Raw genomic sequence first — 16,793 nt, 5'->3', positions numbered from 1 at the left:
AAGCAATCGATGCTCGGCGAGCTTTAAGCAGAGCGTTCCGCCGACCACATCGCTGAGAGAAATGACTTCAAGCGATCCTTCATTTCGTGGCGATGAACAATCTGATCAATCAAACCATGCTCCAACAGAAACTCTGCCGTTTGGAATCCTTTGGGTAATTCCTCTTTGGTCGTTTCTTTAATAACCCTGGCCCCCGCAAATCCAATGAGTGCTGCGGGCTCTGCGATGATAAGATCACCTAAAGATGCAAAGCTTGCCATGACCCCTGCGAAGGTTGGATTCGTCAAAATGGACACATAAGGCAACCGGGCTTTAGCTTGGCGGGCGAGGGCTGAGCTGGTCTTTGCCATTTGCATCAAACTGAGTATACCTTCTTGCATGCGTGCACCCCCTGAGGCACAGACGGTGATACAAGGAACTCCGCGCTCGGTGGCGCGCTCGATGCTTCGTGTGATCTTTTCGCCCACTACCGATCCCATACTCGCTCCGATAAATCGAAAATCCATAACCGACACCTCCACTGGGATATCGTGTAGCTTTCCTGAACCACTCACTACCGCGTCAGTCAGCTTGGTTTTCTTACGATAGGTTTCCAGACGATCCATGTAAGGCTTACTGTCGGTAAAGGAAAGCGGATCGACGGACGTCAGGTCAGCATCCCATTCTTCGAAGGTGCCTTCATCGAGTAGAGATTTCATCCGCGTCGGAGCATCCATCGGAAAATGATATCCACTTTTCGGAGCGACGAGTAGGTTTTGCTCGAGCTCTTTATTGTAGATCAAGTCGCCAGTAATTGGGTCTTTGGTCCACAAACCACGAGGAATATCTCTCTTTTTGACGGTTACCGTTGAGTACTTCGGCTTACTAAAAAGTGGCATAGTGGGGAATTATCCATGTCCCAATGTCAGAATGTCAATACGCTGAATGCCTCCCTTTCTGAGCGCTCGGGTGCATGCATTGACGGTTGAACCAGTCGTAACCACATCATCTACAATGAGATACCGTTTCGAGGCTTCAAAATTAGAATGAGGAGCGAGACGGAAGGCATTTTTCAGATTGCGCATTCTCTCCTTTCTGCTGAACAGAGTCTGACTGGGAGTATCGATGGTCCTTTCCAGTATTTTTGCCATCTTTGCGGAAGGTTGAAGAAGAATCAGGGCCTGGCAAAGAGCCTCACTCTGATTGAACCCTCGCTCACGGAATTTTCGTGGGTGGAGGGGTACCGGAACCAAATGAGCATCATCAAGATAGTGGTCCAACCCAACACAGTTTTCGAAAAATGAGAAAAAGTCCTGAATCAGAAACGTGGCTTCTTCGTATTTGAACTTGTGAATCAACTCCCGCCCAATGCCTTCCACGAGGATGGTGGTTTTGCCTTCGCCATAAAGCGGCTTTAGCTCCTTGCATTTTGGACAGGCCCGGTCGCTGGCCATTACAGCACCAAAGTATGGATAACCACAGGTACGACAATGGGTCGCCTGAACATGAAATAGTTTTTGCCCAACCGACTTAGAAATAGAGCGATAAGGACTATCCTCTTCTACCAGGTCTCCGGTGATCACACAGTTTCTCGGAAAAACCACGTCGAGAAACGAATCTGTGACATCCTTGAATTTCACCGCCAATCAAAGGATAAAACCACGTGGTTTTTTAGTCTTATAAAACTTGGAGAAATAAACCGCGATGAGCAGCAGACAGATAGTCGTAAAGTATCCATCAGCCAAACGGAAGGTTCCCCACCACAGGGAGTGTTTGTCTACATCGCGAACAGCTATGTCCATGAATAGAGAAATCGGAGTTACCCAACCGGCATGTAATCCCACCACCGCCCAAAGAGAACGGGTTTTCATAAAGACGACCGTCAATGTGTAGCCCACAAGAGTGAGATTGAGAAAGAGTACCAGATCGAAGTTCACTACGATTCCAAACAACACCCAGAAACCTGCGGTGAACCCATCCCACCAAGAGACATCAGTGGGTAGAGTATCATAGTCCCACAACCCCCTCGGCTGCTTAAAGTGCATGTAAGCAAAAAACATGGAAGAGAGGACTACACTGACCATGGGAGTAAGGGCCGTATAGAACATTCGGAAAAACAAGCTGCGAAAAATGAGCTCCTCTAAAAATCCAATGAGAAGTGCAGCCAGAAAAGCGGAGATGAGTCCCCATAGTAAGGTTCCAAACCCAAGAGAGCTCTTAATGGCCAAGGCATCGACTGAGATGAGGACACCGAGCACCACCACCGCCCATATTAATCCGACCATGTAAAACCACCCGAAATAAAAGTTCCAGGGACGATCAGCAGAAATGCCTAGCTTCCTCGCGGAGAGGAGTCGGGTTTGGAAGAACATCCAAGGAATCGATAGAACCAAGAGCAGTAGCCGCGCTCTATCGAAGTACTCGGGAAACGGTTTCCCAATCAGGTAGGTGTTCAGGTCGTTAGGGAAATGAGAATACCACCACAAGATGGACTTGTAGGCTGCGGGTGCTAGCACTGCGGCGATCAGGTGCAAAACCACGAACGCCAAAAACAGGATTTTTAGTCCTCGAAAACTGTACCGGTATTCATCGAGGTTGAATAGCACATGATGGCTGTCTCTCTGAAATCCTGACATGTTCGTGGGTCGGTATGGTAGTTAGGCAATCGGCCTAAGAGTGGGAAATTCCATTCCGCAACAAGGAAAGCCAATATTCAAGCCCCAAGCATGAAAGGTTCTAGTAATAGACTTTTTCAAGAAAGAGTCCCTGCGGGGCTGCGGTAACTACATCCTTAGTGCGAACCCGGGAATCCAAGATCTCTTTAAAGTCATTCGGGGTCAATACGCCACGGCCAACCCGTATCAATGCCCCCGAGAGAGATCGGACCATTTTATACATAAAGCCACTGGCTTCGAAAATGAATCTTATCTCCTGGCCCTCTTTAACCACCTCGAAAAGACGAAGGTCTTTCACCGGGTTCTCTCCATCATCGGAACCATTGTCGGCTGCAAAGGCGGTAAAGTCATGCTCTCCCAAGAGCGATTGCCCGGCCAAACGAATAGCCTCGAGGTCGAGCTCGCAAAACAGCGATGTCATATACCGTGCATCGAATGGATTCGCCTGACCCAGGTGTATCCGATAATGGTAGCGCTTACCGGTTGCAGAATAACGAGCGTGAAAGTCGTCATCCACTTCCTCCACTGACTCGATCCGGATGGTTTCAGGAACTCGAGAATGAATGGCGGCCTGCAGCTTCTCGACGGAGTGACGCCAAGTTGCATCAAAATGAAATACCTGACCCAGGGCATGGACCCCTGCATCCGTACGGCCACTCCCTTGAATACGGATCGTTTCTTTCAGAATATTTTTTAAGCCTTTCTCAAGTGTATCTTGAACCGCATCTTGAGTGGGCTGGGTTTGCCAGCCGGTGAAGCCAGTTCCATCATAGGAGCAGATACACTTCCATCGACTCATCAGAGCTCTTCGGGGTCGGGGATGTCTAGATTCAACCCCAAATCACGATCGAGGTAATCCTGGAGGATGAGCGTTGCGGCTCGAGAATCGATCTCACCTGAGCGCCGATCAAGCTTTCGCCCCTGTTTTTTGAGCTCCTCTTCCACTTGATGAGAAGTAAGCCGCTCGTCGATCGACTCTACTGGAAGGAAAAATTGTTTTTCGAGCTGACCCATAAATGCTTCGACCTCCTTCGCTTTGAAACCAGAGGATCCATCCATGTTGTAGGGCATGCCCACGACCAGCTTTTTTATCCTTCGATCCCGGATGACGGAGCCGATATGTTCGAAACGCTTTTCCACACTGGGCTCGACGGCAGCGGCAATTGGAACGGCAAGACCCAAAGAGTCGCCGAAGCTCAACCCAATGCGCTTCTCGCCGTAATCAATACCCAGAACATTCACGCAGACGGATCCTATACAAGGTGTTTGAAGTCGTCGCTTTTGCCAAGCTGGTTGACCACCGCTTTGATTTCCTGAGCTTTGTCTTTGTGACAAACCAAGGTGGCATCTTTGGTGTGAACGATGATGAAGTCTTCGGCTCCGATAACAGCCGTCAAATGACCTCCTTCGGAAACCACGATGTTGTTCGAGGCTTCGGAAAAGATGGTAGTCCCCTTACCTACGTTGCCGTCGGCGTCTTTCGGATAATGTCGCTCGATGGCAGGCCAGGCCCCTACATCGTCCCAATCAAAGGCTGATTCGACCATGGCCACGTTCGTCGCATTTTCCATGACAGCAAAGTCGATGGAGATCTTTTTCAAAGTAGGGTAAACCTCTTCCATCACTGACTCAGCGGACTGACCGGAGGCGAGTCCCAAGGCAATTTTCTGTAATCCTTCGCAAAGCTCTGGTGTTTGCTTCTTCAACTCGGCATCGATTGCGGAGGCTCTCCAGATGAACATACCCGCGTTCCAAAAATATTCTTTAGAATCGAGGTAATCCTGGGCTGTCGGAAGATCAGGTTTTTCCACAAATTGCTGAACTTTATATACCGGAGCTCCGTTGGCTTCTGCCAGGACTTCGCCAAAATGGATGTATCCATAGCCCGTTGCTGGTTCAGTTGGCTTGATGCCGATGGTGACAAGCGCCCCCGTATCCTCAGCCGCAACGAATGCCCGCTCGAGAACCATCCGGTAGGATTCACCATCGTGGATCACATGATCCGCAGGCAAAATCGCGTAAGAAGCATCGGGATCTTTGGCTTGTACTAAAACAGTGGCTAGACCCACGGCGGCGGCCGTATCGCGACCTACCGGCTCTCCAATCACTTGATCCGGGGACAGCTGCGGCAAATCTTCGAGAATGATGTCACGCTGCTCAGCGTTAGTGATAATGATCAAATTCTCCGCTGGGACGAGTTCGGAAACTCGTTCGACCGTTTGAGCCAACATCGTGGTTTCTCCTACGATGGGTTGAAGGTGTTTCGGGCGGGCTAGCCGACTTTTGGGCCAGAACCGCTCTCCGCGACCTCCGGCCATGATGATGATGTATCGATTGCTCATGTTTGGGTGGCATTGATGGAAACAAATGCAACGGGGGCAAAGCTTTTTGGGGTCAGGTTTAAGAAAGATTACACGCTTTTATCAGGCGATACGGGTTGCAAAGCCCATTCTGCTTTCGAAGCATGCAGAGATGGAAGAATCGACCTATCCCATAGAAGTTGATGTCGTAACTGCGGCGGAGGATTTGAAAAAGACCGGAAAGTTGCTCGACGTTCGAGAGCCGATGGAACTTGAGTTTTGCAGTATTCGTGGAGCGATCACCATACCTATGGGGCAGGTTCCACACCAATTGGAAGCACTTCCGAGGGATTGTCCCCTGTATATCCTGTGTCATCACGGCATGCGAAGCGGGCAAGTAACGGCTTTTCTGAGACAGCGCGGATTTGAGAACGCCATCAACATTGCCGGTGGAATAGATGCCTGGTCAACCCAGGTGGATTCTGAAATCCGAAGATACTAAAGATTTATAGAAGAAATAAGGAACCAAAGATTTCTTTCCTTATCCATGTAAGTTCTTGTAGTGTAGGGAAAATCACACTATCAGAACCAACCTTTAATTATGAAAATGAAATTTAACGCTTCCGTGTTGGCCGTATTGGCGGCCCTGCTGATTCTGTCTGGTTGTAGCAAATCGGTTAAAAATTTAACACCATCTGAATTTCCAGAAAACCCTTCAAACATCTACATCCTGAGTGTTGAGATCCGTGAGAAGAAGAATATTGGGGCAGTAAAAGATTCGATGAGACCCAAGGTCGTGATCGACGGAGAATCCCGTTTGATGAGCCGAAGTCCCATTGGAGACAATATTTGGGAGTATGAATATAAGATGCCATCCGGTCGCCGGAACGGTGTTTACTATTTCGACATCGAATACGAAGTCTACACGGCAAAATCCACCAAGGTGAAATCGATCACTCATCCTCGTGACGGATTGGCCAAGTTTACTCTGGTTAACCGCTATGTGGTTACGCTCGAATCCAACCGCGGGCCAGTAGGCTCAAAAATTGGATTGGTAGGACGTGGCTTCTCACCCTCCGATCAGGTGATCGTAGGCGGACAGCTGGCCAATTCTGAATACCACTCTCCAAACGCCCTTAGCTTTTTCGTTCCAAGTTTGCCAGCAGGCAGCGCGTATAACGTATCCGTTCGGGAAGAATCAGGCGAAATGATGGTGGGTTCATTCCGTGTGGATGCAGCCCAGATGCAAGTTCTTCCAAAATCTGTGAGCATAGCTTCCGGAGGCCGAGCAACTTTGATCTTCACCATTCCTAATGCAGCACCTGCTGGAGGACTACCGGTAGAAATCACGACTAACATCCCTGACAGTGTGATTCTGCCTGAAGTCATTATTCCTGCGGGAAACCGATCCATCAATGTCCCTCTTGAAGGAGGCACACCTGGAATTGGCGTTCTCTACGTTGAGACTCCTGGATACTCTTCACTCGAAGTACCCGTTCAGGTAAGCAACTAGAAGCGAATTCATTTTATTTCAGAAGCCGCCTTGTAAAAGGGCGGCTTTTGTTTTTCCTAAACTCCACGCACTTTCCAACGCATGGCAGAAAAAAGCAGCATTCTCCGCATAGCGGGTTACTTTACCCGTTACCGGTTCCTGTTCATTGTGAACATGCTGCTCGCCCTTGGCAGCACCGCATTTCTACTCTCCATCCCTTATCTGGTGGGCTATGTGATTGATGACGTAATCATTCCTAAAAAGGCTAATCTCATTTGGATAGGACTAGGAGCTATTACCGGAGCCTACCTGTTTCGAGATGTGCTCAACTATTTGCGTATTCGCCTCAACAATGTCATTGAGCAAAAAGTCCTGATCGACATTCGTGCTGCCTTGCACGTGAAACTCATGGAATTACCAGTGAGTTTCTTTGACAAAAGAAAGGCGGGAGAGATCTCATCGCGCGTCACAGAGGATGTAGTAAATGTAGAACGGGCCATTCTGGATGGAACGGAAGGAGGCCTAACAGCCTTGTTTACGCTGATCGGCATAACGACCTACCTTTTCATTTCGAATCCCTTCCTTGCTAGTTTCGTCGTTCTACCAATCCCATTACTTGTTCTCCTCGCAATGAATCACTTCAAGGTGAACCGGGAAAATTGGAAACGAGTTAGATCCAGCGCAGGAGTCATGAATGGTATTTTAGTTGAGGACATTGCAGGTCATCGATTGATCAGCTCCTTTGCCTTGCAAGGTAAGGAGCAAGAACGCTTCAACAACCAAGCGGAAGATCTTCGTACAAAAAGCCTAAAAGCCATGTACCGGTGGGCTTACTACAGCTCGAGCACTCGATTTGTGAGCAGTCTGAGCATGATAGCCGTTCTGGGGATTGGTGGCTCCCAATACATCAACGAAACGCTAAGCATCGGTGAGCTCACGACTTTCATTCTTTATAGTGGTTTGCTACTAGAACCTATTCAGCGACTAAATGGCCTGAACAATTTGCTCAGTGCAGCAAAGGCATCAGGAGATCGCGTATTCGAGATTCTGGATCACGAAGTGCCAATAACCAGTCCAGCAAACGCCAAAAAATTTCCAGGAGGTCCCGCATGTATTTCCTATCAGGAGGTTTCATTTTCATACGAATCGCGATCCAGTATAATTGATGATTTAAACTTGGAGCTACCCACAGGTAAAGTAACTGCGCTGGTAGGACATACAGGGGCAGGAAAGTCGACCATCGCGAACTTGCTTCTGCGCTACTACGATGTAACAGGAGGATCAGTAGCCATCAATGGCGTAGATGCAAGGGAGCTGGATCTTAACTCTCTTCGAGAATCCATCGGTATCGTGGCACAAGATCCATTTCTCTTTGATGGCACGATTCGAGAGAACCTGTTACTCGCAAAAGAAGACGCATCGGAAGAAGATCTATGGAAGGCCCTAGGCGGCGCTCATATCGAGGAGTTCGTTAAGCAATTGCCAGAGCAGATGGAAACCATGATCGGGGAACGGGGCATCCGGTTGAGCATGGGAGAGAAACAACGAATAACGATAGCTCGCGTCCTTTTAAAAAATCCACGTGTTGTCATTCTCGATGAAGCAACATCCAGCGTAGATACTGCCACTGAAAGAAAGATTCAGGAGGCATTGGATAATGTGATGCATAACCGTACGGTCCTGGTCATAGCGCACCGTTTATCGACCGTGCGAAAAGCAGACCAAATCGTAGTATTGAAAAAAGGGCAGATTGTCGAAAAAGGCACTCACGGTTCGCTCATACAAAGTGGAGGACAATACCACCACTTCTGGCGCATGCAGTATGACGTGGTGGATGAACAGCCTCCTCCCGCAGAAGGCTAAAGCCATTTACTGAAGACAAAAAAAGAGGCCGATCGATTCGGCCCCTTGTGTCATACGTTAAAGTGTATTTTATTTCTTCGCCCGCTTTCTGGCGGTCTTCTTTTTAGTAGTTTTCTTGGTCACTTTTTTCTGCCCACGTTTTTTCACGAGCCCAAGTTCATTCTTAATATTCTGTATCGACGGTATGGATATACCGAACTGGCGAGCTATCTCGGCCCCTTTAGTGCCAGCTTTAACTGCTTTTCCAACTTCAGCTTTGATGGCATCCGTGATCCGTGTTCGCTTTGCCCTTCCCTTGGTTACTTTGCGAGGCGCCTTTTTAAGGCCCTTTAAAGCAGCAATTAGAGCTTCCGTAGATTCCAGATCCACCTCTTTATGAAGATTCGCTAGTTTCTTGGTTTGTTCTGCTGCTATCTCTTTTTCCAAAGCGGCTATTTTTGCTTTATAAGCAGCAAGTTCCTTTAATTTTTTACTAGGCATAATTATATTTTAGTTAGCTAGATTTCAGAAGCAGGTTCAGTACGAGTATTAACCGTGCTTCTCAAATAATTTTACAAGTAATGCTGCGAAGAGAAGAAAGCGATTTCCTGATGGCAACTCCTTAATAATGAGCCTCAACCCCTGACCATCCGCGTGTTCCATACATCTTTTGGAACTAATATAGGTTTGAGAATAGATTACAGTAGAAGTGAATAACTAACATTTCAGTCTACAGATATAGTATCACATTCAAGTCACATACAGAGAGTTAGAGTAATTATCTCATATAAATGCAGTTTCGATCTCCCCCAATTAGGGAGTTCTTTTAATTATTTGTGAAAATCGAATGCCGGACCCTCAAGTCATGTCCAAAAATCCCATATATCGATTATTTTACATCAGTATTTCCCCGTTTTCTGTGTCTTATCCAATCCACTCTTCCATATTTCCATTTGTTGTCTGAACAAAGATATCCTCAAAATGTCTACGAAGCGAAGTAGCAAATCATACCGCATGTTTCCCTCCGGGATCGTGAAATGGTGTACCGTGGGATTGATACTGCTGGGCTCACTAACCTCAGAGGCAAACGCCCAAGCAATCGAGGCGTATGCTAAGCCTAAGGAGGACTACAACTATATCTATACTTTGGATCACGAGTATGAAACGACCCTGTTTCGATCTGAGAAATTTGAACCCATTGTAGAAACAGAAGAAGGTTTTGTAATTATGCTCCAATTGGGTGGAAAACCAAAACTGGTGCTACTTCCTTTTGATAGTGGAGACCGTAAGGTCGCTGAAACAAAGTATCGCGGAGTAGGAGTCACCTACACTGCCTATTTAAACTTTACAGAAGGTCACCTTCCATTCTTCGCCGATAAATACTATGAGGTAGTGAAGAGGGAGAAGGATCGTCTCTATATCGATTATCAATTCAAGGGATTTCGGAAAACCATCGAAGTTCCGGAATCTCAATTCATCGTACGGACAGCCTTTGAATATCATTTGGAAGAATCTCTGAAAGACGTTCGATCGAACTACCGTTCGTTTGGGGTTACTCAAGTTCCCCCAAGCAGCTGGAAAAAGGTAAAGGCAACAGCTGGTCCAGGGACGATGACTGAAAGCCCTACTCACATTGGCATTGTTCAAAATCGAATTCTTGCCGGAAACTACCAGTCTATCCGAACGGTTACCGCAAAGGATCTGGAAGGAGTACTAACTGACATTTGGGTCGATCAACATCGTCTAGTCGTGGTTCCGATCCTTTATACTCATGAGACTTCCGAAAATGTATTTTACTTTGTTAAAATCCGCGGCTACGAACGCCCAGTCTTGGTAAAAGAATTTCGGGCTCCTGAAGAATCAGACGGATATAGTAAAGTTGTTCGTGTATCCTCCAATACCGGGGAAGACAAACGTTTCCTTGAGATTACGGAAACCATGAATGTCGAATTCTATCCACAATTCCACTTCTTAGTTCCAGGACAATTGGCAGCTGTTAGAGAAGGCTTTGCTGGTCACTATTTAACCGCCGCTGACGGTGAATTTGAAATCGCTGGAGCAGACATGAAACTTGTCTACCCTCGTACCTTTATGCAATCTTGGGGCAATGCCACCAACTCAGGGCTCAATGATGTGGGCAAACGCACGTGGAATAAGGAGATAAAGCCAAAAGCGGAAGATACTGCAAAGCAGGATGACGAACCCAAGAAGTCAGTTCTGCAGAAGAAGACGACCGGAGGTCGCAAAGAACGAGCGAACAAGCTCAGTCTCCCGAATTCCTAATAGCCAATTGAATCAAGAGGCTACTTCTAGGAGCGGAGTAGCTCTATAGAAAGAACATCGAGCAGTACCAACTCTCCTCTAGGAAAAGGCATCCCCGTAAGGCCTTGGTATTAGCTATTCGTGCTCATTCATATTAGAATGATCCCCGAGTCATCTTCTACACGGTTATCCATCGTATAGGTAACCAATGGCACTCGATTCACCTCCAAGTGGACAAGCGCTAACATCTTGGACTGTGCCAAGCTAACTCTAAGGAGTTAATTCGAGGGACACTATTTAGGAGTATCTACCTCCCTAAGAAGGGCGTCCTTCTTGGGAAGGAAACCGGCCACAGCTTCTACAGATGGTGTCATGAAATCGGGTTCGTTGCGATTATGCACCCAGTAGAGAAACACCCCAATCCCCAACAATCCAAGAACGAAAAAGACCATCGATGTATGGAAGGACTTCAGTATTCTATATACCATGACCACCAAAATGATTCCCACTATGATAATTGCAAAAGTGGTGATGTTGTCGGACGTACCGTGTTTCATAAACCAGTACTGTATGGACTCTAGAGCTGACTTCATAGGTGTGAGGGTTAGACGGTAATCTAGCCTTTGTTATAAGCAGAGAAAGCAGCAGTCAAGAGAAGGCTCCTCTTTTAAGGTAAATTTCCAGGATTGGGCATAAAAGAATTCAAAATCCAAAGTCCCAATGCTCTTTCATACATCTTCACGATTTGCTAAACTCCGGGGTCCAAGCGCTTTATATCTTTGAGAAAGCCATTTAATGAGTTCTGCTCCTGAATCTGGACTTGAGAGGCCGCCACTGTATCAAAGACTACTTCTCCGCCCTGGGCAAAACGACCGAAATTTAGCACACCCGTTGGGCAACTCTGCACGCAGGCGGAACAACGCACGCACTCGGGATCTTCCATCGGAAGACCTTTGTTCGCAAAGTTCATGACATCGATCCCTTGGTGACACACTGACGTGCAAACGTTGCAGGAGATACATTTCTTCTTATCCGAGAAGATTCGAAATTGGGTAAACCTAGCGTAGATGTGCATGAGCGCCGCAAGGGGGCAGGCAAACCGACACCAGATTCGACCAGAAAAATGAAAATAGAAAGTGACTCCCAAAATCCCTGCGAACCACAAATCGACGATGTATTTGTAGTTAACAACCGGATACTTTGAAAGGAATCCCTCATACAAGGCTCCTGCAAAACTTCCTGGAAATATCCACCCAATGACTCTCAGAAAAAAGAGAATAAAGACCAAAGCCAGAACCACCTGCCCCACCATATTTAGCCGGTTCCAAAAAGGCCCATGAGGCATTTTGTGACGATGGGTATCTCCAAGAGTTTCGGCCAAAGCGCCGCAACTGCATACCCATCCGCAATACGCACCCTTTCCCCAACGGCGCACTATCCAAGGGATGATTACAAAGGTTTGTATCAATGAAAGTATCAGCCACCCCCATACAGGTTGATCCGTAAATACATTCCATATAAATAAAGGCCATGCCAGGATAAGTCCAAAGGCTCGCCAATAGCTTTCATCAGGGAAGAATGAGTCGCCAATCCACTGTCCAAATCCGACATCGAATATACCATTATGCCCCATCCATGGGAGAAAGATATAAGGCAGCAGAAACAACGGAATGACTTGGAAAGACATCAGAGAAAGCGTCTGCCGAGTCACGTAGGGGGTCTTCCTTCGCCGAATACGTTGAGCACCAAAGACAACAATACAGGTGGTATATACCAAAGAATAATAGAATCCCGGATCCCGAGAGGCGTTCATAATCGAACCGATCAACGACTTTGGATCTCCGCTAGGAAGGAAAAAAGGAAACCATCCCTTTCCAGAAAATAGACCACTCAACCAACCACCGCTTTTCCAATGATATACAAACAGACAAAAGGCGAAGAAACTGATGAAACCTATCCAGGTCTTTCGCCGCCATTCACCAAGGATAGGGAGTCCTGAACGTCTGAAAAAATCTAAAGGAGCCTCGCGGCCCGTCATAACAAAAACGGCGTCATTCTCAACGTGCTCTGACTGGCCGGAAGCGGTTTCCAATTCGACCTGCGCCTCGCTGATCGCTTTCACCTGGCTACCCATAAATAGACGAAGAGATCCCAAGTCATTCTCTCCTCGCATTTCCGAATTGGCGGCGGTTGTTACTCGCTCTGAAGTAGGAGTCTTTATGGCTGTCGGATGTGCGGCATCTTTTTCCAAAGCCTGCAGCTTTTCAACATTGTCTGGCTTGGGTCGGGAGAACTCTGATTTCCGATAACTCAAAGTTACATGAGAGCCGCAGCACACCAGTGCGATTGCAGTTTCCAAAGCGGAGTCCCCTCCCCCAACCACCAAGGCCTGCTTGTTAGCGAACTCTTTGGGGTCATGTAAACGATTACTCACCTTGCCAAGTTCTTCTCCTGGCACATTGAGCTTCCGAAAGTTTCCACTTTGCCCAATCGCTACAATAACCCGTAATGCAGGTATAGGGTCTTTATCGTTCGCATGTAACAAAAGTCGCCCATCTTTGCGTTCAATTCTCTCTACTCTGAGAAGTTGAGATTCAACGCCATGCTCTTTGCGTTGAGCTTCTAACTCAGCAAGAAGTCCCTCCTTAACATCCGCCTTAAACTGCAATACTCCGGCAGGGGTCATATCGGTCGGGTAAGTATATATGGGTTTCTTCTTGGGAAAATTCGCAACGGTCGAAAAGTCCTGGACTGCTTCATACAACCGGAAATTGAGTCCGGACTTTTTGGCTTCAATGGCTGCCGCGTATCCACTCACTCCACCCCCTATGATGGCTAAGTCCAGAACCCCTTCCTCTCCTCGTTGGCTGGGAAAGTCTGCTTCAGCCAATATGCCTTGAACAGCCTTTGCTCCCGAATCCGATGAAAACTTTAGGAGAGGGATACCTGTCAGGTCACCAACGATCCTCACCCCAGGCACAGCCGTTTTACCGTTCTCATCCGTCTCAGGTAGTTTCTCGACCAACCCGGAGGGCCATTTAGTGTGCAACCAATTTGTATATCGCTGAATCAAAGAAACCATAAGCTCGCTGTTCTGAGTTGGACTTTAAACAGCTACACAAATTCCCGCGGTGACGTCGACAAGAAGTTCCGAAATCTCTTACTCAAATTCGTAAAGCGTCTCATCCTTTCGAGGCGGTCCCCGAAAAGCTCCAAGGGTTCCCTCGTCCGATGCAGTGCCTTCGAGGTCACCCATACCTCCCATTGGATCACCCTCTTCATCATCCCCCAGTAAATCTCCAAACTGTTCTTCCAATCCCTCTGGATCAGCTCCTTCTTCAAGCTTCCGAACCATCTCTTCCAATTCGCCGGCGAGTGACTCACCTGTCATTTCGGCCATTTGCCGCATCAGCTTTCCCATCTGCCGGGGATCCGGATTGTCTTCATCCATCCCTGATACCGAGCGTTCCATTTCAGCCATTGCTGCCATCATTTTCGGATCATCGAGATCTGGACCCTCCTCGCCTCCCTCTGCGGACGATTTTTTCTCAGTCCCTGCGATGGCAAAACCAGAGATCTTTCTCACCATCCGAAAGTCGGGATTATCTGGGCAGGTAGGAATCGTATCCGCATAGGAAGAAGTGCGAGCAAAAAACTGATACACCTTGTGATTATCCGGACAATAGAACTCGTAAATAGGCATGGGAAAAATGTTCACTATTGGTTCAAGAAATCCCACTCATCAAGTCAACATTAGAGGCACTATTTCATGAGCCGAAGCCGATGTTCCATTTTCATTCGCTGAGCAGGCGTAAGAGGTGGCACTTCGACCAGGCTCTGTTTGGCTTCACGACTGAATAATAATTTTTGTGCTTCGGACTGAAGCTCACGCCATCGATCCCATGCATAATCAGGAGCCATGGTAATGTGCCGCAGTAAGCTTATCCACTCGAGTCGCACGCGCTCCACATCTCCCAGCGGAGCACCCTCCTTAGCCGACCACTCGCCATTCTGAGCTTCGTATTGAACCAAAACTTCAGCCGCCCCTTCTCCATAGTCCGATGGCATGCCTTTATCCAGATAGCCTTCAAACGTAGCGTTGCCATAGGTAGCGCGACAGATGCTCCCCAGGCGCGAACTGAAACTCTCAAAATCTCCAAAACGATGCCCGGCCCTGAGATTTGCCAAATCAAATACTAATTCCGATACTTCGTAGGCCATCTCTTCAAGCGCTGAAGCGATCGCAAGGCCTTCACCATAATTGAAAAAGCTGAAGATCCGGCCACGACGCGTCGGTTTCCCTTCCCAATTAATTAGGCCTAAGCGAAACCAGGCCTGAGTTGGGGAAAGGCCACCCATGTTGCCCGATTCTTGCTCTTGCACATGAGCCGCAAAGGAACCGATATCTTCGACTACTCGTTCCCGCTTGGGGGTTCCGAGTAAAAAGTTATCCTGTGCATCCTTGGTCACATAGACCAACGCTTCTGAGTAGTCGATGCGCCCATACAGGGTGCCATTGCGATCTGAAACCTCGACCAGTTTTCCGCCACCGGTCATTTCTGGAATACGAGCCAGGACAATGCGTTCAAATGGATCGTAATACCAAAAGCGTGAAACAGGTCGCTTTCTTCCCGCAGCCTTATCCAACTTGCGCATGCGCTTGAGTAACCACTTTGTCAGAACAACGTCCTTATTATCTTCGTCCTTCACCCAGGTCGCCAGTGGGATTTCTCGGCCGTAGATCTTGTCAGGATCTTTCTTGAGAACACACACTTGCCCCTCCCCTGGAACTCGAAGGGTTTTATCCACGGATAATGCAGCAATCCATTTACCCTCTTGATATAGCAAAGCCTTTCCTAACGGAGCTTTTACAGCTGCTTTCTTACGCTCCCATACACCTTCCACATTACGGAATTCTTCTACGGTTCGTTGTTTTCGCGAATCGTTTAGATGAGGTTGGAGCTGCCGGTTTTTTTCTTTGCGAGCGATGAAACGTTCCAGACCCAATGACACCATTTGTTCACTAAATAAGCGCTCGGTCAGTTTCCGGGCGGCAGCCAAGGGCTCCTTCCCCTGATCACAGGCCGCAGCCATAACCCCAACCAAGCTAGGCCAATCAACTTGATTTACCCTTCGCAGTTTCAGGGCACTTGCCATGTGGACGCGAGGCTTCTCAGGCACAACCAGCGTATAGCCCCGTGAATCACGCCCTCTCCGTCCTGCCCGACCAAACATCTGCAACAATTCGTCGGGTCGCACCCGATGAATGTGGTGACCAACCCGATATTCCGTATCCGCTACAGCCACCGAGCGCATCGAAAAGTTGATACCAGCGGCTAGCCCCATAGTAGCCACCACTACTCTTAATTGCCCCGCTTTCGCCAAAGGCTCAATGACACCAGCGCGCTGAAGATAACTCAGGCCACTATGATGATAAGCAACTCGGTTTTTAAGCAAACGGGCAAGCGATCGACCCGCAATCCGCTGCTGCTCTGGGCTCAATAATAAATATTCATCGACCGGAAGTTCGCGCGATAAAAGCTTAGCGAGGGCTTCCGCAGCACTTCGATGCGGTGCAAAAATGAGGAGTGGGCCCAAATTAGCCGCCAGCGCCTTCGTCACAATACGAGGCCAGTAGCCACGAATACGAGCAGGCACCTTGATCTTTAAATGCTCAATAAATACTTCTTCCTGAGGCACTGAGCGTTTTGTATGCTTCAGCAATACAGCATCCCTTCCAAGTCGCTGCATCCAGCTAACCAGATCCTGTGGATTCGCTACACTCCCACTCATTATCAGTATCTGTGTTCCTGCCGGAGCCATCGCCAACGCCAGCTCGTAGTTTACCCCACGAACCGGATCCGCCAGCATCTGATATTCGTCGATAACCAATAAACCCGGTCCCTTTCCGCGGAGAAATAATCCTTTCTGGGTTTCCAGGGTTGCTACTAAAACTCGTGAATCCGGATTCTCTACGACATCCCCCGTGCAAATTCCTACATCCCAGCCCCTCTCCCGCCACTCCATCAATTTGTCGTTGGCAAGCGCTCGCGTGGGTACGGTAAAGATCGCTTGTTTCCGCATTCCCTGAGAAACAAACATTTCGAAAATGTGAGTCTTCCCTGCGCCCGTAGGAGCGTGAACGACGACATCTTTTCCATCCACCATGTGGCGAACCGCCTCTTGTTGCCAGAGGTCGGGGATAAGAATGTCAGCTCGTAAGGGTGAATCCATAATGGTGTG

Annotated in this window: 15 protein-coding genes; 4 read left to right on the top strand and 11 right to left on the bottom strand. The window is 48.1% G+C overall.

Translation table 11 applies throughout. The features are described from left to right. Window positions 1-23: 23 nt before the first annotated feature. The 6 genes from accD to GA003_20310 form a co-directional block, all read right to left on the bottom strand. Complete coding sequence (gene accD / locus GA003_20335; protein ID QXD28315.1) at window positions 24-878, bottom strand: acetyl-CoA carboxylase, carboxyltransferase subunit beta; 855 nt, start codon at window positions 876-878, stop codon at window positions 24-26. Window positions 879-887: 9 nt separating this feature from the next. Beyond that, complete coding sequence (locus GA003_20330) at window positions 888-1,619, bottom strand: ComF family protein (GenBank protein ID QXD28314.1); 732 nt, start codon at window positions 1,617-1,619, stop codon at window positions 888-890. A gap of 6 nt (window positions 1,620-1,625) precedes the next feature. After that, a complete protein-coding gene (locus tag GA003_20325; GenBank protein QXD28313.1) occupies window positions 1,626-2,615 on the bottom strand; it encodes a CPBP family intramembrane metalloprotease in 990 nt (329 codons plus the stop codon). Between the two features lie 100 nt (window positions 2,616-2,715). After that, the gene (truA, locus tag GA003_20320) at window positions 2,716-3,453 is read right to left on the bottom strand and encodes a tRNA pseudouridine(38-40) synthase TruA (protein ID QXD28312.1); all 738 of its coding nucleotides are present in this window, start codon (window positions 3,451-3,453) and stop codon (window positions 2,716-2,718) included. Beyond that, window positions 3,453-3,896, bottom strand: a complete 444-nt coding sequence (gene ruvX / locus GA003_20315; protein QXD28311.1) for a Holliday junction resolvase RuvX — start codon at window positions 3,894-3,896, stop codon at window positions 3,453-3,455. Before ruvX ends, truA begins: the two co-directional genes overlap by 1 nt. A gap of 11 nt (window positions 3,897-3,907) precedes the next feature. Then, on the bottom strand, window positions 3,908-4,996 hold the full coding sequence (locus GA003_20310; GenBank protein QXD28310.1) for an NTP transferase domain-containing protein: 1,089 nt from the start codon (window positions 4,994-4,996) through the stop codon (window positions 3,908-3,910). 130 nt (window positions 4,997-5,126) lie between these two features. On the opposite strand from GA003_20310, the gene GA003_20305 reads away from it, so the two are divergent. The 3 genes from GA003_20305 to GA003_20295 all read left to right on the top strand — a co-directional run bounded on the left by GA003_20305 (window position 5,127) and on the right by GA003_20295 (window position 8,309). Continuing rightward, window positions 5,127-5,456: a hypothetical protein gene (locus GA003_20305; GenBank protein QXD30488.1), complete on the top strand. Its 330-nt coding sequence runs from the start codon at window positions 5,127-5,129 to the stop codon at window positions 5,454-5,456. A gap of 105 nt (window positions 5,457-5,561) precedes the next feature. Continuing rightward, window positions 5,562-6,467 carry an IPT/TIG domain-containing protein gene (locus GA003_20300; GenBank protein ID QXD28309.1) on the top strand — a complete coding sequence of 302 codons (906 nt, stop codon included), beginning with the start codon at window positions 5,562-5,564 and terminating at the stop codon, window positions 6,465-6,467. An 81-nt stretch (window positions 6,468-6,548) separates the two neighbouring features. Next, a complete protein-coding gene (locus tag GA003_20295) occupies window positions 6,549-8,309 on the top strand; it encodes an ABC transporter ATP-binding protein/permease (protein QXD28308.1) in 1,761 nt (586 codons plus the stop codon). Window positions 8,310-8,378: 69 nt separating this feature from the next. Here the strand turns inward: GA003_20295 and GA003_20290 are convergent, their stop codons facing one another. Continuing rightward, window positions 8,379-8,789 (bottom strand): transposase family protein, encoded by a 411-nt coding sequence (locus tag GA003_20290; protein QXD28307.1) that lies wholly within the window; start codon window positions 8,787-8,789, stop codon window positions 8,379-8,381. Between the two features lie 480 nt (window positions 8,790-9,269). Here GA003_20290 and GA003_20285 point away from each other — a divergent pair, with 480 nt between their 5' ends. Then, a complete protein-coding gene (locus GA003_20285) occupies window positions 9,270-10,571 on the top strand; it encodes a hypothetical protein (GenBank protein QXD28306.1) in 1,302 nt (433 codons plus the stop codon). Between the two features lie 272 nt (window positions 10,572-10,843). Here GA003_20285 and GA003_20280 read toward each other — a convergent pair whose 3' ends face one another. The 4 genes from GA003_20280 to GA003_20265 form a co-directional block, all read right to left on the bottom strand. Continuing rightward, the gene (locus GA003_20280; protein ID QXD28305.1) at window positions 10,844-11,143 is read right to left on the bottom strand and encodes a hypothetical protein; all 300 of its coding nucleotides are present in this window, start codon (window positions 11,141-11,143) and stop codon (window positions 10,844-10,846) included. Between the two features lie 155 nt (window positions 11,144-11,298). Beyond that, entirely contained in the window at window positions 11,299-13,632 is a 2,334-nt protein-coding gene (locus tag GA003_20275; GenBank protein ID QXD28304.1) for an NAD(P)-binding domain-containing protein, read from the bottom strand. Between the two features lie 78 nt (window positions 13,633-13,710). Next, window positions 13,711-14,253, bottom strand: a complete 543-nt coding sequence (locus GA003_20270; GenBank protein ID QXD28303.1) for a cytochrome C — start codon at window positions 14,251-14,253, stop codon at window positions 13,711-13,713. Window positions 14,254-14,312: 59 nt separating this feature from the next. Next, on the bottom strand, window positions 14,313-16,784 hold the full coding sequence (locus tag GA003_20265) for a DEAD/DEAH box helicase (GenBank protein ID QXD28302.1): 2,472 nt from the start codon (window positions 16,782-16,784) through the stop codon (window positions 14,313-14,315). Between the last annotated feature and the right edge of the window lie 9 nt (window positions 16,785-16,793).

This window comes from Opitutia bacterium ISCC 52, from assembly GCA_014529675.2.
Classification (GTDB): domain Bacteria; phylum Verrucomicrobiota; class Verrucomicrobiia; order Opitutales; family UBA2995; genus UBA2995.
Note: the sequence above shows the minus strand (reverse complement) of the source record. Positions and strands in the feature narration are given on the sequence as shown.